The sequence below is a fragment of the Desulforamulus hydrothermalis Lam5 = DSM 18033 genome (genome assembly GCF_000315365.1).
GTDB lineage: Bacteria > Bacillota > Desulfotomaculia > Desulfotomaculales > Desulfotomaculaceae > Desulfotomaculum > Desulfotomaculum hydrothermale.
In genome coordinates, this window is record NZ_CAOS01000007.1 from 67,876 (window position 1) to 90,948 (window position 23,073).

General features: G+C 55.7%; 16 protein-coding genes and 1 pseudogene. 16 read left to right on the forward strand and 1 reads right to left on the reverse strand.

Features of this window, described 5'->3' with window-relative positions; all coding sequences use genetic code 11:
• Positions 1-36: 36 nt before the first annotated feature.
• The 10 genes from amrA to argH all read left to right on the forward strand — a co-directional run bounded on the left by amrA (position 37) and on the right by argH (position 13,945).
• On the forward strand, positions 37-1,440 hold the full coding sequence (gene amrA / locus DESHY_RS05015; protein WP_008410911.1) for an AmmeMemoRadiSam system protein A: 1,404 nt from the start codon (positions 37-39) through the stop codon (positions 1,438-1,440).
• Positions 1,441-1,518: 78 nt separating this feature from the next.
• On the forward strand, positions 1,519-2,517 hold the full coding sequence (amrS, locus tag DESHY_RS05020; protein ID WP_008410912.1) for an AmmeMemoRadiSam system radical SAM enzyme: 999 nt from the start codon (positions 1,519-1,521) through the stop codon (positions 2,515-2,517).
• A gap of 115 nt (positions 2,518-2,632) precedes the next feature.
• Positions 2,633-3,673: an N-acetyl-gamma-glutamyl-phosphate reductase gene (gene argC / locus DESHY_RS05025; protein WP_008410913.1), complete on the forward strand. Its 1,041-nt coding sequence runs from the start codon at positions 2,633-2,635 to the stop codon at positions 3,671-3,673.
• Positions 3,674-3,689: 16 nt separating this feature from the next.
• The gene (gene argJ / locus DESHY_RS05030; RefSeq protein WP_008410915.1) at positions 3,690-4,910 is read left to right on the forward strand and encodes a bifunctional glutamate N-acetyltransferase/amino-acid acetyltransferase ArgJ; all 1,221 of its coding nucleotides are present in this window, start codon (positions 3,690-3,692) and stop codon (positions 4,908-4,910) included.
• A 46-nt stretch (positions 4,911-4,956) separates the two neighbouring features.
• Positions 4,957-5,823, forward strand: coding sequence for an acetylglutamate kinase (gene argB / locus DESHY_RS05035; RefSeq protein ID WP_008410916.1), 867 nt, complete (start codon positions 4,957-4,959; stop codon positions 5,821-5,823).
• 16 nt (positions 5,824-5,839) lie between these two features.
• The gene (locus tag DESHY_RS05040) at positions 5,840-7,030 is read left to right on the forward strand and encodes an acetylornithine transaminase (protein WP_008410918.1); all 1,191 of its coding nucleotides are present in this window, start codon (positions 5,840-5,842) and stop codon (positions 7,028-7,030) included.
• 33 nt (positions 7,031-7,063) lie between these two features.
• Complete coding sequence (carB, locus tag DESHY_RS05045) at positions 7,064-10,285, forward strand: carbamoyl-phosphate synthase large subunit (protein WP_008410920.1); 3,222 nt, start codon at positions 7,064-7,066, stop codon at positions 10,283-10,285.
• Between the two features lie 19 nt (positions 10,286-10,304).
• Positions 10,305-11,246: an ornithine carbamoyltransferase gene (gene argF, locus DESHY_RS05050; protein ID WP_008410921.1), complete on the forward strand. Its 942-nt coding sequence runs from the start codon at positions 10,305-10,307 to the stop codon at positions 11,244-11,246.
• Between the two features lie 61 nt (positions 11,247-11,307).
• Positions 11,308-12,537: an argininosuccinate synthase gene (locus DESHY_RS05055; protein WP_174269702.1), complete on the forward strand. Its 1,230-nt coding sequence runs from the start codon at positions 11,308-11,310 to the stop codon at positions 12,535-12,537.
• Positions 12,538-12,568: 31 nt separating this feature from the next.
• Complete coding sequence (argH, locus tag DESHY_RS05060) at positions 12,569-13,945, forward strand: argininosuccinate lyase (protein ID WP_008410926.1); 1,377 nt, start codon at positions 12,569-12,571, stop codon at positions 13,943-13,945.
• Positions 13,946-14,046: 101 nt separating this feature from the next.
• Here the strand turns inward: argH and DESHY_RS05065 are convergent, their stop codons facing one another.
• Positions 14,047-14,337, reverse strand: a complete 291-nt coding sequence (locus DESHY_RS05065) for a hypothetical protein (protein ID WP_048817900.1) — start codon at positions 14,335-14,337, stop codon at positions 14,047-14,049.
• 168 nt (positions 14,338-14,505) lie between these two features.
• Between DESHY_RS05065 and DESHY_RS05070 the strand changes: the two genes are divergently transcribed.
• From DESHY_RS05070 to ilvB (DESHY_RS05100), 6 genes and pseudogenes are all read left to right on the forward strand, one after another.
• Positions 14,506-15,633 (forward strand): HD domain-containing phosphohydrolase, encoded by a 1,128-nt coding sequence (locus DESHY_RS05070; protein ID WP_008410928.1) that lies wholly within the window; start codon positions 14,506-14,508, stop codon positions 15,631-15,633.
• 801 nt (positions 15,634-16,434) lie between these two features.
• Positions 16,435-18,093, forward strand: coding sequence for a dihydroxy-acid dehydratase (ilvD, locus tag DESHY_RS05080; RefSeq protein ID WP_008410930.1), 1,659 nt, complete (start codon positions 16,435-16,437; stop codon positions 18,091-18,093).
• Between the two features lie 45 nt (positions 18,094-18,138).
• Complete coding sequence (ilvB, locus tag DESHY_RS05085; protein WP_008410931.1) at positions 18,139-19,800, forward strand: biosynthetic-type acetolactate synthase large subunit; 1,662 nt, start codon at positions 18,139-18,141, stop codon at positions 19,798-19,800.
• 14 nt (positions 19,801-19,814) lie between these two features.
• Entirely contained in the window at positions 19,815-20,327 is a 513-nt protein-coding gene (ilvN, locus tag DESHY_RS05090; protein WP_008410933.1) for an acetolactate synthase small subunit, read from the forward strand.
• A 2-nt stretch (positions 20,328-20,329) separates the two neighbouring features.
• Positions 20,330-21,322: a ketol-acid reductoisomerase gene (ilvC, locus tag DESHY_RS05095; RefSeq protein ID WP_008410934.1), complete on the forward strand. Its 993-nt coding sequence runs from the start codon at positions 20,330-20,332 to the stop codon at positions 21,320-21,322.
• 61 nt (positions 21,323-21,383) lie between these two features.
• A pseudogene (gene ilvB, locus DESHY_RS05100) lies at positions 21,384-23,062 on the forward strand (biosynthetic-type acetolactate synthase large subunit).
• Positions 23,063-23,073 lie beyond the last annotated feature (11 nt).

Consider the following 23,073-nt stretch of genomic DNA (forward strand, 5'->3'; position numbering starts at 1 on the left):
CCTGTTGATTACCAGCAGGTTGGGGAGGGATGGTTTATGACGGTGGTATTTTGCGGTATTATGCCCCACCCGCCCATTGCTGTGCCGGCTGTGGGGGGCGACGAGTCAGCTAAGATTGCTGTTACCCGGCAGGCCATGCGGGAGCTGGGACAGCGGCTCAAAGCAAGCGGCGCTGCGACCCTGGTGATGATTTCGCCTCACGCTGCGGTTTTCGGGGATGCCATTGCCATTAACGGATTGCCGGAAACCAGAGGTGATTTGGGACGCTTCGGGGCACCGCAGGCAGCCGTTAACTGCCGTTATAATAAAGAGCTGGCTGACGAAATCAGTTGGCAGGCAGAAGATCTGGGCCTGCCGGTGGCGGAGATTGATCAAAAAATTGCTAAACGGTTGGGGGTAGATTTGAGCCTCGACCATGGATTTACAGTTCCCCTGTATTATTTGCGGCAAGCGGGGGTGGACTTGCCCCTGGTACCTTGTTCCATAGGTTTGTTTGCACCGGAAAAACTGTATGCCTTTGGCGTGGCGGTGCAGCGGGCGGCCCGGGCAACCGACACCAAAGTGGCGGTAATTGCCAGCGGCGACCTGTCGCACCGCCTGACACCGGATGCGCCGGCAGGTTTTGACCCGGTGGGGCAGCAATATGACCGGGCCGTACAGGAATTGATTAAACAACCGGATGTACTTGGGCTGCTGGCCCTGTCTGAAGATTTTTGCGAGCGAGCCGGCCAGTGCGGCCACCGCTCCATAACCATGATGTTGGGAGCCTTGGACGGATTGGCCGTCCGCAGCGAGGTGCTCTCCTATGAGGGCCCCTTCGGGGTGGGCTACCTGGTGGCCGAACTGGTACCAACCGGCGCTGATGCGGCCAGAGAGCTGCTGCCTCAACTGCAGGAAAGACGGCAAAAATTATTGGCAGAACAGCACAGCAGAGAAAGTTATCCGGTGCAGGTGGCACGGCAAAGTTTAGCCAGTTACCTGCAGGGGCAGTGGCAAGACCCCGCTGGCTATCGGGTACCACCGGAGTTTGCCGGCCGGGCAGGCGCCTTTGTTTCCTTTAAAAAGAACGGACGCCTGCGGGGGTGCATCGGTACCACCGCCCCTACCCGGCCCAACGTGGTGCAAGAAGTGGCTTACAACGCCGTCAGTGCCGGCACCCAGGACCCGCGTTTTTATCCCATCCGCCCGGACGAGCTGGACGAACTGACGGTTTCGGTAGACGTGCTGATGCCGCCGGAACCGGTAGACGGTTTACATCAGCTGGATGTCAAAAAATACGGGGTGATTGTCCGGGCCGGCAATAAAAGCGGGCTGCTGCTGCCCGACCTGGAGGGGGTTGATACGCCGGAACAGCAGGTTGCGATTGCCCGGCAAAAAGCAGGCATTGCACCTGATGAGGAGATTCGCCTGGAAAGGTTTGCCGTAATCAGATACAAATAAGCACCGGGCTTTGCAACAACCTGTGGCCGCGGTCATATTGCCGGCGGAGCATAGTTTTTTTATCGCGGAGTGATTTTAATGCAGGAAGCTATGTATTGGCAGCAACTGGATGACAATGTTGTTTTTTGCCGGCTGTGCCCTAAGGGCTGCCGCATCAGGGAAGGGCACCGGGGGTACTGCCGGGTCAGGGAAAACCGGCATGGCAGCTTATATACTCTGAATTACGGCAGGGTTGCCGCTTATGCCATGGATCCTATGGAGAAGAAACCCCTGTATCACTTTTATCCCGGCAGCCTGATCTTTTCCCTGGGAACCGTGGGCTGCAACCTGCGCTGCGGCTTTTGCCAGAACTGGCAAATTGCCCAGGGCGACCCGCCCACCTGTCAACTGACTCCACGGCAGGCGGTGGAGTTGGCCCTGCAGCAAAAGCAGCGGGGACTGCCCTGTGTGGGCATTGCTTACACCTACTCAGAACCCCTGATGTGGTATGAATATGTTTACGATACCGCCCGGCTGGCCAAACAAGCGGGCCTGCAAAATGTGCTGGTAACCAACGGCTATGTGCGGCAGGAACCGTTAAAGCAGCTGCTGCCCTGTATTGATGCCATGAATATTGATGTTAAAGGGTTTACGGAGGAATATTACCACCGCAGCTGCCGGGGGCAGTTGGCGCCTGTGCTGGAAACGGTGGCAACCGCCCGGCAGTATTGCCATGTGGAGATTACCACCTTGCTGGTACCCGGCCTTAATGATAACGAAGCAGACCTGCAGCGGCTGGTGGATTGGCTGGCCGATCTGGACCCGGATATACCCTTGCATTTTTCCCGCTACTTTCCCAACTACCAATTTGATCTGCCGCCCACCCCGCCGGCCACCATGCGGCGGGCTTACGAGCTGGCCCGGACCAGGTTAAATTATGTTTTCCTGGGCAACCTGGGGGAAGCCCAATACCAGCACACATATTGCCCCCGGTGCCGGAACCTGCTGGTACAAAGAAACGGCTATCAAACCAACAAGGTGGGCCTGGCGGGACAGGCCTGCCGGCAGTGCGGAGAGCCAATTAAGATAATTTGCTAAAATAATTATTGTATTTTATTCATTTGAATGTATAATTATAAATATTAAACCGCTGTTTTACTGCATAAACAGAATAAATATGCAATGATTTATACATAGATGGGGAGGAATGGCCATGATTAAGGTAGGAGTGGTGGGGGCAACGGGTTATGCCGGGGCGGAATTAGTTCGCTTGCTGGCCGGGCACCCGGAAGTGGAAATAGCCGTCCTGACATCCCAGAGTTATGCCGGACAAAAAATGTGGGAGGTTTTTCCCCATTTATACGGTATCGTGGATAAAACCTTGGAAACGTTAAATATTCCCGAACTGATGGCCCGCTGCGAGGTAATATTTACCGCCCTGCCCCACGGCCATGCCATGACCGTCGGCCAGGAAGTAATGCGCCGGGGCCGGCGGCTGATTGACCTGGGGGCGGATTTTCGCCTAAAAGACGTGGATGTTTATCAGTCCTGGTATAAAACAGAGCATACCGCTGCGGTGCTGGTGGCATCAGCGGTTTACGGGCTGCCGGAACTGTACCGGGAAGACATTAAGGACAGTGTCATTGTGGCCAACCCGGGCTGTTATCCCACCAGTGCCATTTTGGGCTTAGCACCCCTGCTGGCTAATAAATTAATTGACACAGATACCGTCATTATTGACTCCAAATCAGGCGTTTCGGGAGCCGGCCGGGGCTTAAGCCTGAAAACCCATTTTTCTGAAACCACTGAGAATTTTCAGGCCTACGGGGTGGCTACCCACCGCCACACGCCGGAAATTGAGCAGGAGCTGTCGGCCCTGGCCGGCGTGCCGGTGGTGGTGAACTTCACGCCGCACCTAACTCCCATGGTGCGGGGCATCCTAAGCACCATGTACGCCAAACTGTCGGTAGACCTCAATGTACAAGAGCTGACCGATATCTACCGCAGCTTTTATCAAAACGAAAGGTTTATCAGAGTGTTGCCGCCGGGCCGCTATCCCACCACCAAGGGTGTGGCCGGTTCCAATTACTGCGACCTGTCAGTCACCGTAGACCCGCGGACTAAACGAGTAATTGTGCTGGCAGCCATTGACAACTTGCTGAAAGGAGCAGCCGGGCAGGCGGTGCAGAATCTCAATGTTATGTATGGCTTACCGGAAGATACCGGGTTAAATTTCGCAGGCATGTATCCCTAGAGAGGAAGGAAACCAAATGATTAATGCAGGAGCATATCAACCTGTACCGGGCGGCGTAACGGCAGCCCGGGGCTTTCTGGCCGGCGGGGCAGCTGCCGGGCTTAAGAAAAACGGCCAATTGGATCTGGCCTTAATTTATTCAAGCACCCCTGCCCGGGCAGCCGGGGTGTATACCACTAACCTGGTACAAGCCGCCCCGCTGGTATTAACCCGCCGGAGGGTTGCCGCAGGCACCGCCCGGGCGGTGATTATCAATGCCGGCAACGCCAACGCCTGCACCGGTGCCAGGGGGCTGTCGGATGCGGCCGCCATGGCCGGTGCTGCTGCTGCTGCCCTGGATATTGAGGAACAGCAGGTGCTGGTGGCCTCCACCGGCGTAATCGGCGTACCGCTGCCGGTAGAAAAAATTGCCGCTGCCGTACCGGCTTTGGCGGCTTCCCTCAGCCCGGAAAACCATAGCCGGGCAGCCCGGGCCATCATGACCACTGATCTGGTAGCCAAAGAATATGCGGTACAAGTGGCGCTGGCCAACCGGACAATTACCATCGGGGGTATGGCTAAAGGGTCCGGCATGATTCATCCAAACATGGCCACCATGTTGTGCTTTATCACCACCGATGCGAACATCGGCAGCCAGGCCCTGCAGGCCGCTCTAAAACAGGCAGTGGATGATTCCTTTAACATGATAACGGTGGACGGTGATACCAGCACCAATGACATGGTGCTGGCCCTGGCCAACGGCCAGGCGGCTAATCCGGAGATTATGCCGGATACCGATGATTTCCGACTGTTCTATGGAGGGCTGCTGGAGGTATGCAGCTGCCTGGCGAAAATGATTGCCCGGGATGGCGAGGGGGCCACCCGGCTGATTGAAGTAACCGTTACCGGTGCGCCCACGGTTCAAGACGCCCGGTTGGCGGCCCGGGCGGTGGCCGGTTCCAACCTGTTTAAGGCAGCGGTGTTCGGCCAGGATGCCAACTGGGGGCGCATCCTGTGCGCCGTAGGTTATTCCGGTGCCAACTTCCGTCCGGACCGGGTAGATATTTATATTGGCGATGTCCAGGTGGCCGGCAACGGCGGGGCGCTGGATTTTGCTGAAGAACGTGCGGCAGCCATGCTCAAACAAGACCCGGTAACCGTGCGGGTGGATTTAAAATGCGGCGCGCACCGTGCCACAGCCTGGGGTTGCGATCTTACCTATGATTATGTGCGCATAAACGGCAGCTACCGGACATAACCAGGCTGCATCGGAGTCAGTACCTTAAAGAAAAGGAGATCCTACCATGTTAACCGCGCTGGAAAAAGCAGAAATTCTGGTGGAGGCTTTACCATATATTAAAAAATTCTCCGGCAAAACCATTGTTATCAAGTACGGCGGCCATGCCATGATCAACAGCCGGCTAAAACAGGCCGTGATGACCGACCTGGTGTTAATGAAATATGTGGGCATTAACCCGGTGGTGGTGCACGGGGGCGGCCCGGCCATTACCGGCATGTTGCAAAAACTTGGCATTGAATCCAGGTTTGTTAACGGCCTGCGGGTCACCGATGCTTCCACCATGGAAGTGGTGGAGATGGTACTGGGCAAGCTGAACAAAGAAATTGTTGCCCTGCTTAACCGGCTGGGGGGCCGGGGGGTAGGGTTGTCGGGCAAGGATGCCAATTTAATTATAGCCGCAAAAAAACTGGGCAAAGACAGGCAGGACATGGGCTTTGTAGGGCAGGTGGCGCAAGTTAACCCGCAGCTCATCGAAACGGTTGTAAAGGAGGGCTACATCCCGGTGATTGCCCCGGTGGGCAGCGGCCCGGCCGGCGAAAGCTACAACATCAACGCCGATACGGTGGCGGGCGCCGTCGCCACCGCCCTGCAGGCCGACAAGCTGATTATCTTAACAGATGTTGAAGGTATTCTGGCGGATCGCAGCGATCAAACATCCCTGCTGTCAACCATCAAAGTGGAAGAAATACCGGCACTGATTGAGCGGGGCATTATCCAGGGGGGAATGATTCCCAAGGTGGAGTGCTGCGTCAACGCTATCAAGGGCGGGGTCACCACCACCCACATTTTGGACGGCCGGGTGCCCCATGCCATATTGCTGGAGGTATTTACAGATAAAGGCATTGGCACCATGGTTGTCGGCGATAAGTGACAGGACGGTGAAAAAAATGAATAATCAAGAGATTGCTGCTTTGGGGCAACAGTATGTAATGCATACATACGGACGGCTGCCCATAGCCCTGGTAAAAGGGGAAGGCTGCCGGGTTTGGGATGCCGACGGCAAGGAGTATCTGGATTTTGTGGGGGGTCTGGCGGTAAATTCCCTGGGCCATGCCCACCCTGCAGTGGCGGCGGCCATCTGCCGGCAGGCCGGTACCATGCTGCATTGTTCAAACCTTTACTGGATTGAGCCCCAGGTAAAGTTGGCCCAATTGCTGGCAGAAAACTCCTGTGCCGACAAGGTATTTTTCTGCAACAGCGGGGCGGAAGCCAACGAAGGAGCCATCAAACTGGCCCGCAAGTATGCCAAATTAAACCTGGGGCCGGATAAATATGAAATTATTACTGCCACCAACTCTTTCCACGGGCGCACCCTGGCGACCGTTACGGCCACCGGCCAGACCAAATACCAAAAGGGTTTTGACCCGCTGCCGCAGGGGTTTCGCTATGTGCCCTTTAACGACCTGGCAGCACTGGCACAAAGCATTGGCCCCCACACCTGCGCGGTGATGCTGGAACCGGTGCAGGGCGAAGGAGGCGTTATACCGGCCCGACCGGACTACCTGGCGGGAGTGGCGCAATTATGCAAAGAAAAGGGGCTGCTGCTGATTTTTGACGAAGTGCAATGCGGCCTGGGCCGTACCGGCAAGCTGTTTGCTTACCAACACTACCAGGTGGAACCGGATATCATAACACTGGCCAAGGCCCTGGGCGGCGGTTTCCCGGTCGGTGCCATGCTGGCCAAAGACCGGGTGGCGGCAGCCTTTCAGCCGGGGGATCATGCCAGCACCTTTGGCGGCAACCCTCTGGCCTGCACAGCCGCCCTGGCAGCCGTGACAACCATTATACAAGACGGGCTGCCGGAAAAAGCCAACAGCACAGGGGCCTACCTGGCCAACCGCTTGCAGGAACTGGCCCGCCGGTACAGCTATGTTAAAGAAGTGCGGGGCCTGGGCTTAATGCTGGGTATGGAATTGACTGTCGAAGGCAAGGAGATTGTGGCCCGCTGCCAGGAGCAGGGTTTACTGATTAACTGTACTAACGGCAATGTGCTGCGGTTTTTGCCGCCGCTGACGGTCAGCCGCCAGGAAGCGGATCAGGCGATGGCAATACTGGAGCAAGCGATGGCTGCCGGATAAATACAATAAAGTAATAGCGGATGGAGGGAAAAGATGCCCAAACGGAAAGACATTAATACGGTACTGGTGATTGGTTCCGGTCCTATTATCATTGGCCAGGCGGCAGAGTTTGATTATGCCGGAACCCAGGCTTGCAAAGCGCTGCGGGAAGAGGGCATCAAAGTGGTGCTGGTGAATTCCAATCCGGCCACCATTATGACCGACCAAGATATTGCGGATGTTGTTTATATCGAACCCTTAACCTGGGATAGCTTAGAAAAAATCATTGCCAAAGAAAGGCCGGACGGCATTTTGCCCACCCTGGGGGGCCAGACCGGGTTAAATATGGCAGTGGAACTGGCGGAACGCGGCATCCTGGAGAAATACGGCGTAGAGCTGCTGGGAACCTCCCTGGAAACGATTAAGAAAGCGGAAGACCGGGAGCTGTTCCGGGCGACCATGCTGGCCATCGGCGAGCCCATTCCGGAAAGCACGATTGCCGGCACCCTGGAGGAGTGCATCGAGTTTGCCAATCGAATCGGCTATCCGCTGATTGTTCGGCCGGCCTACACCCTGGGCGGCACCGGCGGCGGCATTGCCCGGGATGAAAAAGAATTAACCGCCATCTGCCACCGGGGCCTAAAAATGAGCATGATCAACCAGGTTCTGCTGGAACGCAGCGTAGCCGGCTGGAAGGAAATAGAATACGAAGTGATGCGGGATCATGCGGACAACTGCATCACCATTTGCAATATGGAAAACATTGACCCGGTGGGGATTCATACCGGCGACAGCATCGTGGTGGCACCTTCCCAGACCTTGTCCGACCGGGAATACCAAATGCTGCGCAGCGCCGCCCTTAAAATTATCCGGGCCCTCAAGGTGGCCGGCGGCTGCAACGTGCAGTTTGCCTTGGACCCTCACAGCATGAACTATATCGTTATTGAAGTGAACCCGCGGGTCAGCCGCTCATCAGCCCTGGCCTCCAAGGCCACCGGCTACCCCATTGCCAAACTGGCGGCCAAAATTGCCATCGGGCTCAACCTGGACGAAATCACCAACCCGGTAACCGGCAAAACCACCGCCTGCTTTGAACCCACCCTGGATTATGTGGTGGTAAAAATTCCCCGCTGGCCCTTTGACAAATTTGCCAGCGGCGACCGTACCCTGGGCACCCAGATGAAAGCCACCGGCGAGGTCATGGCCATTGACCGTACCTTTGAAGGGGCCTTAATGAAGGCGGTGCGGTCATTGGAAATCGGCGTGGACAGCCTGCAAATCAAGGGCAGCGCCAGTTGGACCGAGATGGAACTGGAAAGCAAACTGAGCCGGCCGGACGACGAGCGGCTGTTTGTGGTGGCCGAGGCCTTCCGCCGTTACTGGACCCTGAAAGAAATACATCAGTTAACCGGCATTGACTACTGGTTCCTGGAAAAAATCAAAGATCTGGTGGTGCTGGAGCAGCAGATCCGCAATGCCGGCGGGCTGCCCGACCAAGAATTGCTGCGCCGGGCCAAAGTTTGCGGTTTTTCGGATGCCCATATCGGACGCCTGTGCGGCACCGGCATGCTGGAAATACGACGCTTGCGCCGGCAGTACAATATTTTGCCCACCTACAAGGTGGTGGATACCTGCGCCGCCGAGTTTGAGGCCGCCACCCCCTATTATTATGCAGCCTATGACAGCGAGGACGAAGTAATGGTATCCCAGCGGCCCAAAGTGGTTGTGCTGGGATCCGGTCCCATCCGCATCGGGCAGGGTGTAGAATTTGACTACTGCTCGGTGCATTCGGTGTGGGGACTGCAACAGGAAAATATCGAAGCAATCATTATTAACAACAACCCGGAAACAGTATCCACCGATTTTGATACCGCCGATAAACTGTATTTTGAACCATTAACGGTCGAAGACGTGATGAACGTTATCGAAAAAGAGCAGCCCCTGGGTGTGGTAGTCCAGTTTGGCGGGCAGACCGCCATCAACCTGGCCAACGACCTGGCGGAGCTGGGCGTGAACATCCTGGGCACCCCGGTGGCAGGCATTGATGCCGCCGAAGACCGGGCAAAGTTTGAAAAGTTGCTAAAGAGCCTGGATATTCCCCAAACCGAAGGGAAAACCGCCACCACTGTGGAGCAAGCCCGGCAAATTGCCGCCCACCTGGGCTTTCCGGTGCTGGTACGCCCCTCCTATGTACTGGGCGGCCGCGCCATGGAAATCGTTTACAATGAAGACCAGCTGTTGAAATACATGTCCGGCGCAGTGCAGGTATCCCCCCGTCACCCGGTGCTGGTAGATAAATATGTGCGGGGCAAAGAAGTGGAAGTGGATGCCATCGGAGACGGGCAGCACATTTTTATCCCCGGCATTATGGAACACATTGAGCGGGCCGGCGTGCATTCGGGCGACAGCATTGCCGTTTACCCGCCCCAGAGCTTAAACCAGCAGGAACTGGAGCGGGTGGTGGAATACACCCAGCGCATCGGCAGGGCCTTAAAAATCTGCGGTTTGATGAATATTCAGTATGTGGTGGGGGAAGGGGAGGTTTTTGTACTGGAAGTGAACCCCCGGGCTTCCCGGACGGTACCGGTGCTTTCCAAGGTAACCGGGGTGCCCATGGTACAAACCGCCACCCGCTGCATGCTGGGGAAAAGCCTGGCCGAATTGGGCTACCGCCCGGGCCTGGGCCCGCTGTCCGACCATGTGACAGTAAAAGCGCCGGTATTTTCTTTTGAAAAACTGGGACTGGTGGAAACCTCCCTGGGGCCGGAAATGAAATCCACCGGCGAAGTTATGGGGGTGGATAAAACCTTCTCCCATGCCTTTTACAAAGCCATTGTGGCCGCCGGTTTAAAGGTGGCCCAAAGCGGGGCAGTACTGTTTTCGGTAGCCGACCGGGATAAACTGGAGACAGTGGCGGTGGCTCGCCAGTATCACCAGCTGGGCTTTAAGCTGTATGCCACCGCGCAAACCGCCGTAGCCCTGGCCACCGCCGGGCTGCCGGTGGTGGGCACGGAAGATCCCCTGGCTTTGGTACGCTCCGGCGGCGTGCAAATGGTTATCAATACTCCCACCCGGGGCAAGATACCCGGACGGCCCGGCTTCCGCCTGCGCCGGCTGGCTGCCGAGTACAAGGTGCCCTGCTTAACCTCATTGGATACCGCCCGGGCCATGGCCGGGGTGCTGCATGAACTGTTGCGGGGCGAACCGGTTACGCCGGTTTCCCTGGATCAATTTACGCAATTTCTCAAACATTTGCCTGCCCAGCATGCAGGTTGATGCGGAGAGGATGACATAAATGAAAGAATTAAGAACAAAGCTAAAAGGCAGGGATTTGCTGTCCCTGCGTGATTTAACCGGCGAAGAAATTCACCTGATTCTGGAGGAAGCCGCCCGGCTGAAAGCCATGCAAAAGGCCGGCATCCCTCACCCTTATTTGCGGGGCAAAACCCTGGCTATGATTTTTCAAAAAAGCTCTACCCGTACCAGGGTCAGTTTTGAGGTAGGCATGTACCAGCTGGGCGGTTACGCCTTGTTTTTAAGCCCGAAGGATATTCAAATGGGGCGGGGGGAATCGGTGGCGGATACCGCCCGGGTATTGTCCCGCATGGTGGACGGCATTATGATCCGCACTTATCAGCAAAGCGAGGTAGAAGAACTGGCCCGGTATGCCGATGTGCCGGTAATTAACGGCCTGACAGATTTAACTCACCCCTGCCAAATCCTGGCCGACCTGCTGACCGTTCAAGAGCACAAAGGGAAATTACAGGGGCTTAAACTGGCCTATGTGGGAGACGGCAACAATATTGCCCATTCCCTGTTATTGGGCTGTGCCAAGGTGGGTATGAACATCAGCGTGGCTTCCCCGGCAGGCTACCGGCCCAAAGATTGGGTGGTGGAACTGGCCCGGCAGGAGGCCCGGGCCACCGGTGCCCAAATCCAGGTAACCGGCGACCCGGTGGCAGCGGTGCAGGGGGCGGATGTCATCGTGACCGATGTGTGGGCCAGCATGGGGCAGGAGTCCGAACAGCAAGAACGGGTACAAGCTTTTGCTGCTTACCAGGTAAACGAAGCCCTGTGCGCCCAGGCCAAAAGTGATTTCATTTTCCTCCACTGCCTGCCGGCCCACCGGGGCGAAGAAGTGACCTCAGAAATCATCGACGGGCCCCACTCGGTGGTGTGGGATGAGGCGGAAAACCGCCTGCACGCCCAAAAGGCCGTAATGGCTCTGTTAATGTAAAAAAATTGTTCAACCAGGCGGCGTGTCTGCAGCCATATGTTATAATAGTAAACGAATAATTATGCACAGGAAGGAGCTTACTGACATGTCAAAGGTTGTTTTGGCCTATTCCGGAGGCTTAGACACCTCCGTTATCATTGCCTGGCTGAAAGAAAACTACGGCTACGAAGTGATTGCCATGACCGCCGACCTGGGCCAGGGCGAAGAACTGGCACCACTGGAAGAAAAGGCCCTGCGCAGCGGCGCCAGCAAAATCTACATTGAAGATTTGCGCCGGGAATTTGTTGAGGAATACATCTGGCCTACCCTCAAAGCGGGAGCTGTTTATGAAGGCAAATACCTGCTGGGTACCTCCTTTGCCCGGCCCCTGATTGCCAAAAAACTGGTAGAAATTGCCGAGCGGGAAGGGGCGGTGGCGGTGGCCCACGGTGCCACCGGCAAGGGCAACGACCAGGTGCGCTTCGAACTGGGCGTCAAGGCCCTGGCACCTCACTTAAAAGTAATTGCTCCCTGGCGGGAATGGGACATCCGTTCCCGGGAAGATGCTATTGATTATGCGGCGGCCCGGGGCATTCCGGTGCCGGTCACCAAGAAAAGCATTTACAGCCGGGACCGCAACATCTGGCATATCAGCCACGAGGGCGGCGAGCTGGAAAGCCCCGCCAACGCAGCTTCCTACGATATGCTGATGCTTACCGTCCCGCCGGAACAGGCGCCGGACCGGCCCACCTATGTAGAAATCGGCTTTGAGCAGGGCATTCCGGTGTCGTTAAACGGCCGGCGGCTAGATGGCGTCAGTTTGCTGGAACAACTAAATGCCATCGGCGGTGCCAACGGTATCGGTATTGTAGATATGGTGGAAAACCGCCTGGTGGGCATGAAATCCCGGGGCGTGTATGAAACCCCCGGCGGTGCCATCCTGGTGTATGCCCACCACGAACTGGAACTGCTGACCCTCGACCGGGCTACCCTGCACTACAAAGAACAGGTGGCCCTGCGCTACGCCGAACTGGTATATGACGGTGTCTGGTTCTCGCCCCTGCGGGAAGCCCTGGATGCCTTTGTAAACAGCACCCAGCGCACCGTTACCGGTACGGTTAAACTGAAGCTGTACAAAGGCAACATTATGCCTGCCGGTATCACCTCTCCCTATTCCCTTTATGACGAAGAGCTGTCCACCTTTGGCCGGGATGAGGTATACAACCAGGCGGATGCGGCGGGCTTCATCAACCTGTTTGGCTTACCGCTGAAAGTCCGGGCCTTGATGGAGAAAAAGGCGGGCTTAAGGTAATTGCCACAGAAAGACAAGCGAGGTGTCTGACATGAAACTCTGGGGCGGTCGCTTCCAGAAAACAACCGATCGTTTGGTGGAGGATTTTCACTCCTCCATTTCTTTTGACCAAAGACTGTACAAGCAGGATATCCGGGGCAGCATCGCCCATGCCACCATGCTGGGCAAGGTGGGCATTATCACCCCTGAGGAAACCCGGCAGATTGTGCAGGGCTTGGAGGAAATCCTGGCGGAAATCGAAAGCGGCCGGGTGGCCTTTGATGTTGCGGCAGAAGATATTCACATGAATGTGGAACAGTTGCTGGCGGCGAAAATCGGTGCGGTGGGCAAGAAATTGCATACTGCCCGCAGCCGCAACGACCAGGTGGCCTTGGATATTCGTATGTACCTTAAGGACGAAATTACTGCCATCCGCTTGCTGCTGAAAGAACTGGTAGAAACACTGCTGGCCCTGGCAGAACAGCATTTGCAGACCGTTATGCCGGGTTATACCCACCTGCAGCGGGCCCAGCCCATTACCCTGGCCCATCATTTAATGGCCTATGTGCAAATGTTCTTGCGTGATATGGATCGGCTGACGGATTGTTACCGGCGGACGGATGTGATGCCCCTGGGTTCCGGTGCCTTGGCCGGCACCACCTTCCCGCTGGACCGGCAGTACACCGCCGAATTGCTGGGTTTTGCCGCTGTCAGTGAAAACAGCCTGGATGCAGTCAGCGACCGGGATTTTGCGGTGGAGTTTTGTGCCGCCGCTTCTCTGATTATGATGCACCTCAGCCGGCTGTGCGAAGAAATTGTTCTCTGGTCCAGCGGCGAATTTGCTTTTATTGAACTGGATGACGCTTACAGCACCGGGTCCAGCATTATGCCCCAGAAAAAAAACCCGGACGTGGCGGAACTGATCCGGGGCAAAACCGGCCGGGTTTACGGCGATTTAATAGGCCTGTTAACCATGCTCAAGGGGCTGCCCCTGGCCTACAACAAAGACATGCAGGAGGATAAAGAGGCTCTCTTTGACGCCATTGATACTGTGAAGGGCTGTTTAATGGTTTGCCGTCCCATGCTTGCCACCATGACTGTGCGCCGGGACAACATGGCCAAAGCCGCCCGGGGCGGTTTTACCAACGCCACCGATGTGGCGGATTACCTGGCCAAAAAGGGTGTACCCTTCCGGGAAGCCCATGAAATTGTGGGCAAAGCGGTATTTTACTGCCTGCAGCAAGAAAAAACCCTGGAAGAAATGACCCTGGAGGAATACCAAAAATTATCCCCCCACTTTAGCGATGATTTGTATGAAGTTATAGGCGTCGAACACTGTGCCGCTGCCCGCAAAGTGCGGGGCGGTCCGGCTCCCGAAGCAGTCCGGCAGGCTGTCGCCGCCGCCCGCCGGCTGCTGGCGAGATATTAAACAGTGGTATAATGTGCTTGCCGAGGCTTTCTACTACGACTTGTTCAATTTATTTTTAAGAAAAATGACATGGTTTACCGTTTGGCATGCGGTAAGCCATGTCATTTTTCTTCATTATCAAAAAATTCTATACCTAGCCATAAACCTAAAATAAATGGAAGAATTGATTTATGTTTTTTCGGTGGTTCCACTGTAATACTGTCATTGTAGAAAAACAGCAGTGGGCGCAGGTTATACATAAAAACGAAAAAGCCAAAGACAAAACCGGGCCAAAAAAACCATGCGCCAAGCGCATACTCAAAGAAAGAACCGATCAAAAAGGCAAAAAATGAAGCAAACAAGCAAGCAATGCCCCAAATTAAGACTAGCAACAGAAAACAAAGAATATCCATAAATAGCACCCCGCTTAATATAAATTATTAAGGCTAAGCGCAATAATTACAACTTTAAAATTGCAACATTTTTAAGAAAATGCTTATTTTTCTTCTCCCGGCAGGAAGGTGGATTGGTAAAAAACAGCCAATATATTTGGCATACACTTTGTCAGGGAGAATAATCCTATGGAAGAATATATCAGTGCTGAGGCTGAAACATCCTTCACCACCGAGGAGGTTGAAGCTCTTATCGAAGTGGGTGCCTTACTCAGTTCAAACCTCCGGTTGGAGGAGGTGGTGGAAATATTAATGGATCAGGCGGTGCTGCTGGTAAAGGCGGCAACCGGCGTGCTGTGGCTGAAGCAGGGAGAAGAAGCGGCCATTGTCCCGGCGGCTTCCTACGGGTTGGATTATGATGCTGTCGCCCTGCTGGACAGGCAGCTGCAGGACTACGTTAACGGCCTGGCGGCGGCAGGAAAGCCGGTGATTACCGGCAACGGCAAACAGGAAGGCTGTATTTTAGAGCGAGCAACCTATGCGGTAAACTTTGCCGTTACCAGCATGGTATTTTTGCCTCTGATTAATAAAGGCCGCCTGCTGGGCTGCCTGCAGTTAATCAACAAACAGGACGGCAGCCAATTCAGCCGGCGGGATATACGGTTGTGCCACACTTTTGCCAGCCAGGCGGCGGTAATTATTGACAACAGCTTGCTGCTGGCCAACCAGGAAAAATTAATGATCAGCCTGATTCGAGCCCTTACATCCGCCCTTGATGCCAGGGATCCCTACACCCGCGGTCATTCGGAAAGGGTCAGCCGGCTGTCTTTATTAATTGCCAGGGAAATGGGACTGAGCCCCCAACAGCAAGAAATACTGCAGCAGGCGGCTCTGCTGCACGATGTGGGGAAAATCGGTATCCGGGATAACGTACTGCTGGAACCGGGTCCCCTGGACGAAGACAAGTGGCGGATCATGAAAAGCCACCCGGTGATCGGTGCCCAGATTATCCAACAAATCGAACCCAAGTCGGTGATGAAACAGATATACGAAGGGGTTATGTATCACCAGGAAAAATATGACGGCAGCGGTTACCCCGGCGGCCTGCGGGGCAAGCAAATTCCCCTGGTGGCCCGGATCATTGCCATTGCCGATGCCTACGACGCCATTACCAGTGACCGCCCTTACCGCAAGGGCAAGAGCCCGGCAGAAGCCCTGGCGGAAATAAAAAACTGTGCCGGCAAACACTTCGACCCCCAGCTGGTAGAGGTATTTCTTAAGGCCATGCAAGGAATATCTAAGCCGGCAGACGGTTAACAAATAAAGCGAAGCCGGCAGGAAAATGTCAGCAGCCGCAAGGCTTATGCAGTCAAAAATTTATTTATTTCTTGACAGCAGTTGACTAAAAAATTATACTAAAAAGTAATTAATAGCCAAACAGCTTTGATGGGGACCGGGAATCTGGTACAGGGCCACAGAGAGCCGGGTTAGGTGAAAGCCGGCGCCGCATGACAGGTTACCTACATCACCCCGGAGCTGCCCTTCCGAACGCATGCTGCAAGTAGGCTGGGCCGGGTCAGGCACCCGTTATCAAACCGCACAAGTACGTCTGTATGCTGTGCAAAAGTGGCTCTTTGTGAGCAATCAGGGTGGTACCGCGGAAGGAATACCTCTCGTCCCTGGCAGTGGCCGGGAACGAGAGGTTTTTTGTTGTAACACCCGCAAATTTAACCCGATCATAACACAGAACTGCTTGACACCACCAGGCGAAACAACTATACTTACTAGTAATTTATTTAGTAGGTATAATTAACAGCCATGATCGGGATAACAGGCTGAACAGGGCCACAGAGAGCCGGAGCAGGTGGGAACCGGTGTCACTGGGCAGTCTGGGCTCACCCGGGAGCTGCCCTTGTGAACGTGCCGGCGGCACCGGTAATGGGGGCCGGGTTTTCAGAAACCCGTTATCAAAAGGCACAGGTATGGTATGTGTTTTGTGCATGAGCGGCTCTTCATGAGCAATCAGGGTGGTACCGCGGAAGGATAAACCTCTCGTCCCTGGCATTAATGCCAGGGGCGGGAGGTTTTTTGTATACTTGGAATTCGGGAGGTTTGGTTATGCGCAGTGATGTTATGAAAGAGGGGCTGGCCAGGGCGCCCCACCGCAGTTTGTTAAAAGCACTGGGGCTGCTGGATGAAGAATTATCCCGCCCTTTGATTGGCGTAGTAAATTCCTTTAACGAGGTTGTACCCGGGCATATCCATTTGCGGGATATTGCCGAAGCCGTGAAGGCAGGCGTTCGCATGGCCGGCGGCACGCCGCTGGAATTCCCGGTTATTGCAGTGTGCGACGGCATTGCCATGGGGCACCCGGGCATGCGCTATTCCCTGGCCAGCCGGGAGATTATTGCCGATTCTATAGAAATTATGGCTCAGGCCCATCCCTTTGACGGGCTGGTACTGATACCCAACTGCGATAAGGTGGTGCCGGGGATGCTGATGGCGGCGGCCCGGTTAAACATACCGGCTGTTGTGGTCAGCGGCGGTCCGATGCTGGCCGGCAGGTTTCAAAACCAGGATGTTTCAGTTACGCAAATGTTTGAAGCAGTGGGGGCAGTGCAGGCGGGCCGCCTGACTCCTGAGGAACTGGCGGAACTGGAAGAAAACGCCTGCCCCGGTTGCGGCTCCTGTGCCGGTATGTTTACCGCCAACAGTATGAATTGTTTAACCGAAGCACTGGGTATGGCACTGCCGGGCAACGGCACCATTCCCGCCGTCAGTGCCGCCAGACGCCGGCTGGCCAAGGCAGCGGGCCTGCGGGCGGTGGCGCTGGTGCGAGAAAACCTGAGACCCCGGGATATTTTAACCATGGCAAACTTCCGCAACGGGCTGGCGGTGGATATGGCCCTGGGCTGTTCCACCAATACGGTACTGCACCTGCCGGCCATTGCCCGGGAAGCGGGTATAGAGCTTAACCTGGATTTAATTAACGAAATCAGCGAGCGGACACCGCACCTGTGCAAGCTGAGCCCGGCGGGCCGCCATCACATTCAGGATCTGGATGCCGCCGGCGGGATCCAGGCGGTGATGAAAGAACTGCTTAATAACGGTCTGATTAATCCAAACATTAAAACTGTCAGTGGCTTGACGGTTGGACAATTATTAGAACAGGCTAAAGTAAAAGACCGGCAGGTAATCCGCAGTGTGCAGGAACCCTACAGTTCCACCGGCGGGTTGGCTGTTCTGCGGGGCAACCTGGCGCCTAACGGGGCGGTGGTAAAAAGGGCGGCGGTGGCACCCGAGATGCTGCGGCATACCGGCCCGGCCAGGGTGTTTGACGGCGAAGAAGCCGCCATTACAGCCATTATGGCCGGCCAAATCAAGCCCGGCGATGTGGTGGTTATCCGCTACGAAGGCCCCAAAGGCGGCCCGGGCATGCGGGAAATGCTGGCACCCACCTCGGTGCTGGCGGGCATGGGGCTGGATAAAGAAGTGGCCCTGTTAACCGACGGGCGATTTTCCGGAGCCTCCCGGGGAGCTTCCATCGGCCATATCTCCCCGGAAGCCGCCGAAGGCGGATTAATTGCTCTCCTGCAGGACGGCGACATGATAGAAATTGATATTCCCAACTACCGGCTGGCGGCTAAGCTGGATGAAACGGTAATCAAGCAGCGCCTTGAAGCCTGGCAGCCCCCGGCACCCAAAGTAACTGAAGGCTACCTGGCCCGTTACGCCAAGCAGGTGTCTTCAGCCGGTCAGGGTGCGGTATTAAGCTGAGAAGCCCCCCCAAAAAATGCATAGGCATAATTGGAGGTTTTTTATATGAAAATGTCCGGAGCGGAAATTTTAATTGACAGTTTAAAAGAAATGGGCGTCGAAACCATTTTCGGCTACCCGGGCGGGCAGGCGCTCCCCATTTACGACGCCCTGTACGATGCGGATATTCATCACGTTTTAACCCGTCACGAACAGGGGGCGGTGCACGCCGCCGACGGCTATGCCCGGGCTTCCGGCCGGGTGGGGGTATGCCTGGCCACTTCCGGCCCCGGCGCCACCAACCTGGTAACCGGCATTGCCAACGCTTACATGGATTCGGTGCCGCTGGTGGCCATCACCGGCCAGGTGCCCACTGCCATGCTGGGCCGGGATTCTTTCCAGGAGGTAGACATTACCGGCATCACCCTGCCTATTACCAAGCACAACTATATAGTTAAAGACATCCGGGATCTGGGCCGAATTGTTAAAGAAGCCTTTTACATTGCCGGTACCGGCCGTCCCGGCCCGGTTTTGATTGACATTCCCAGGGATGTTTCTTCCGGTGCCATGGATTACCACCGCAACGGTTTCCTGGACCTGCCGGGCTACAACCCGCCCCGCAAAGCCCGGGAAGAGCTGGTTAACCAGGCGCTGCAAGCCATTGCCGCCAGCCGGCGGCCGGTTATCTATGCCGGCGGCGGCATCATCAGCGCCGGCGCCCATGAAGAACTGCTGCGGCTGTCCGAGTCATTGCTGGCGCCGGTGGCCACCACCCTGATGGGGCTGGGAGGCTTTCCCGGCGATCACCCGCTGTCCCTGGGCATGCTGGGCATGCACGGTTCCAAGTACGCCAACTATGCCATCTGCGAATGCGATTTACTGATTGCTGTAGGAGTTCGCTTTGATGACCGGGTCACCGGCAAGGTAGAATCCTTTGCTCCCAACGCCAAAATCATCCATATTGATATTGACCCGGCCGAGCTGGGCAAAAATGTAAGGGTGGATATTGCCATTGCCGGAGATGTGAAGACGGTACTCCGCCAGCTGCTGGAACGCATTGAAGCAAAACTGCAGTCGGCCTGGCGGGATAAAATTGCCGCCTGGAAAAAGGAATATCCCCTTGATTTTAATGAGCAGGGCAGTAATTTAAAGCCCCAGCAGGTGATCCGGGAGATTTACCGGCAGACCGGCGGCCAGGCCCGCATTACCACCGAAGTGGGCCAGCACCAGATGTGGGCAGCCCACTATTACACCTACACCCGGCCCCGTTCCTTTATCTCCTCCGGCGGCCTGGGCACCATGGGTTACGGTTTTCCGGCCGCCATCGGCGTTCAGGTGGCCTGCCCGGGAGAAACAGTCTTTGACATCGCCGGCGACGGCAGCATTCAAATGAACATCCAGGAGCTGGCCACCGCAGTGGATTACAACCTGCCGGTTAATGTGGCCATTATGAATAACGGCTACCTGGGCATGGTGCGCCAGTGGCAGGAAATGTTTTATAACCGGCGCTATTCCTACAGCGAGATGAACAACCCGGACTTTGTTAAACTGGCCGAAGCCTACGGCGCCGAGGGTTACCAGGTAACCCGCCGGGAGGAAGTGGCCGAGGTACTGCAGGCTGCCATCCAGTCAAGCAAACCTGTTTTGATGGATTTTGTGATTGAGAGAGAAGAAAACGTCTTGCCCTTTGTGCCGCCGGGCAAGGCGCTGAACGAAATGATAGGTTAGAAAGGGGTGCCGTGATGTACCATACACTGGCGGTATTAGTGGAAAACAGCCCCGGAGTGCTGGCCCGGGTGGCCGGACTGTTCAGCCGGCGGGGCTACAATATCGACAGCCTGGCGGTGGGACGCACCGACAACCCGGCAATTTCCCGCATGACCATTGTGGTGGAGGGAGATGAACGGGTGTTGGAACAGGTCAGCAAACAACTGCATAAGCTGGTTGATGTCATTAAAATCAGCGATATTACCTCATCCCCCCATGTTGACAGGGAACTGGTGCTGATCAAGGTTAACGCCGAGTCAGGCACCCGGGGAGAAATTATGCAGATTGCCCAGATTTTCCGGGCCAACATTGTGGATTACGGCCACAAAAACTTAACCTTGGAATGCACCGGCAACCAGGAAAAAATCAATGCCTTTGAAGAAGCCTTGCGGCCCTTTGGCATCAGAGAACTGGTGCGCACCGGCAAAGTAGCCATGCTGCGGGGTGCCAAATATACCAATCTTAACAGGACAAAAGAGGAGGACTAAACATGGTAAAGATTTATTATGATGCAGATGCTAATCTGGAGTACTTAAAGGGCAAAAAGATTGCTGTTTTAGGATACGGCAGCCAGGGCCACGCCCAGGCGCAGAGCTTGCGTGACAGCGGTTTGGATGTGGTGGTAGGGCTGCGCCGGGGCAGCCCCAGCTGGGCCAAGGCGGAGGCAGACGGGCTGGAAGTGGCGGCTGTGGCGGAAGCCTGCGCCAAGGCGGATGTCATCCAGGTGCTGCTGCCGGATGAAATTCAGGGACGGGTTTATGCCACCGAAATTGCGCCCCATCTCACCGAAGGCAAGGCTTTGATGTTTTCCCACGGATTCAATATTCACTTTGGGCAAATTGTGCCGCCCCGGCATGTGGATGTCTTTCTGGTGGCGCCCAAAAGCCCCGGCCATCTGGTCAGGCGCATGTATGTAGAAGGCAAAGGGGTGCCGGGTTTGGTGGCAGTGCACCAGGATTATACCGGTAAAGCCAAAGACATTGCCCTGGCTTATGCCAAGGGCATCGGCTGCACCCGGGCGGGGGTTTTTGAAACCACCTTTAAGGAAGAAACCGAAACCGACCTGTTTGGCGAACAGGCAGTGCTGTGCGGCGGTGTCAGTGAGCTGATTAAGGCAGGTTTTGATACCCTGGTGGAAGCCGGTTATGCTCCGGAAATGGCTTACTTTGAGTGCCTGCACGAACTGAAGCTGATTGTCGACCTGATCTACGAGGGAGGGCTTTCCCGCATGAGATATTCGGTCAGCAATACCGCAGAATACGGCGACTATATGGTGGGTCCCCGCATCATCAACCGGCAAACCAGGGAAGAAATGAAACGGGTGCTGGCAGAAATTCAAAACGGTACCTTTGCCCGCAACTGGATGCTGGAAAACCAGGTAAACGGGCCGCAATTTAATGCCATCCGCAAAACGGAACAACAGCACCCGGTGGAAAAGGTGGGCGCCCAGCTGCGCCAGATGATGCCCTGGTTGAAAAAATAAGCGCCTTTTAGATTATAAGCTGACGGCTGACGGCAGTCAGCCTGTTCGGGAGGGATATGCTTTGGAAATTACCTGTGCCGAAGCGTTGGTTCGCTGCCTGGAGATGGAGGGTGTGGAATTAGTTTTTGGTTATCCCGGTGGTGCCATCCTCCCTGTGTACGATGCCTTAAAAGACAGCCAGATCAAGCACATACTTACCCGGCACGAGCAGGGGGCAGCCCATGCGGCCAGCGGTTATGCCCGGACTACCGGCAAGGTAGGCGTCTGTATGGCCACCTCCGGGCCCGGCGCCACCAACCTGGTCACCGGCCTGGCCAACGCCTATATGGATTCCATACCCTTGGTGGCCATTACCGGGCAGGTTCCCACCGTTCAGGTAGGGACGGATGCCTTTCAAGAAGTGGACATTACCGGCATCACCATGCCCATTACCAAACACAACTACCTGGTTAAAGACCCCAAGCTGCTGCCCATGATTGTTAAGCGGGCTTTCCACATTGCCCGCACCGGCAGGCCTGGCCCGGTTTTAATCGACCTGCCCAAGGATATTGCCATGACGCCCATTCAGTTTAAATATCCCCAGGAGGTTGAGCTGATGGGCTATAAGCCCACCGTTAAAGGGCACATGGCACAAATCAACCAGGCCGCCAAACTGATCATGCAGGCCCAGCGGCCGGTTATTTACATCGGCGGCGGGGTGGTAAATGCCAACGCATCGGAAGAACTGGTGTGGCTGGCAGAAACCATTGACGCCCCGGTGGTTTCCACCCTGATGGGGCTGGGGGCTTTTCCCGGCGACCACCCGCTTTTCCTGGGCATGCTGGGGCTGCACGGCAATAAAGCGGCTAACCTGGCGGTTACCGAGTGTGACCTGTTAATTACCCTGGGGGCCCGTTTTGACGACCGGGTAACCGGGCGGGTGGCCGGTTTTGCTCCCCGGGCCAAGGTTATCCATGTGGATATCGACCCGGCGGAGATCAGTAAAAACGTTATTTCCCACCTGCCCATCGTGGGTGATACCAAAAGGGTGCTGGAAGACCTGCTGGTACGGTTGGATAAGAAACAAAACACACCCTGGGTTAACACCGTGGGCTATTGGAAAACGGAATTTGCCCCCAGGTACCGCATGGGGGGCCGTTACCTGAAACCGCAATATATAATAGAAGAAATTTACCGCCACAGCGGCGGGGATGTAATTATTGCCACCGATGTGGGCCAGCACCAGATGTGGGTAGCCCAGCACTTTCCTTTTAAATCCCCCCGCCAACTGGTTACCTCCGGCGGTTTGGGCTGCATGGGCCTTCGGTTTGCCCGGTGCCATCGGCGCCCCATTTTGGCCGGCCGGACAAAACAGTGGTGCTGGTTACCGGTGACGGCAGTTTTCAAATGACCTTCAATGAGCTGGCCACCGCCGCGGAACAAAGCCTGCCTTTAAAAATATTTGTCTTAAACAACCGGCGGCTGGGCATGGTGCGGCAGCTGCAGGAGTTTTACTGTGATAAACGGTACATGGCAGTGGACTTTAGCTTTGTGCCTGACTTTGCGGCACTGGGCCGCCTGTATGGCTTCAAGGGCTTAACCGTACGCACCGAGCAGGAGCTGCTGGCAGCCCTGCCGGAAGTATTCAATGAACCGGGGCCGGTGCTGGTGGACTGCGCCATTGACCCGGATGAAAATGTGTTGCCCATGGTGCTGACAGGTGCGGACATTTGTAATGCAGTAGACCGGCAAGAAGAATGACAGGAGGGAAT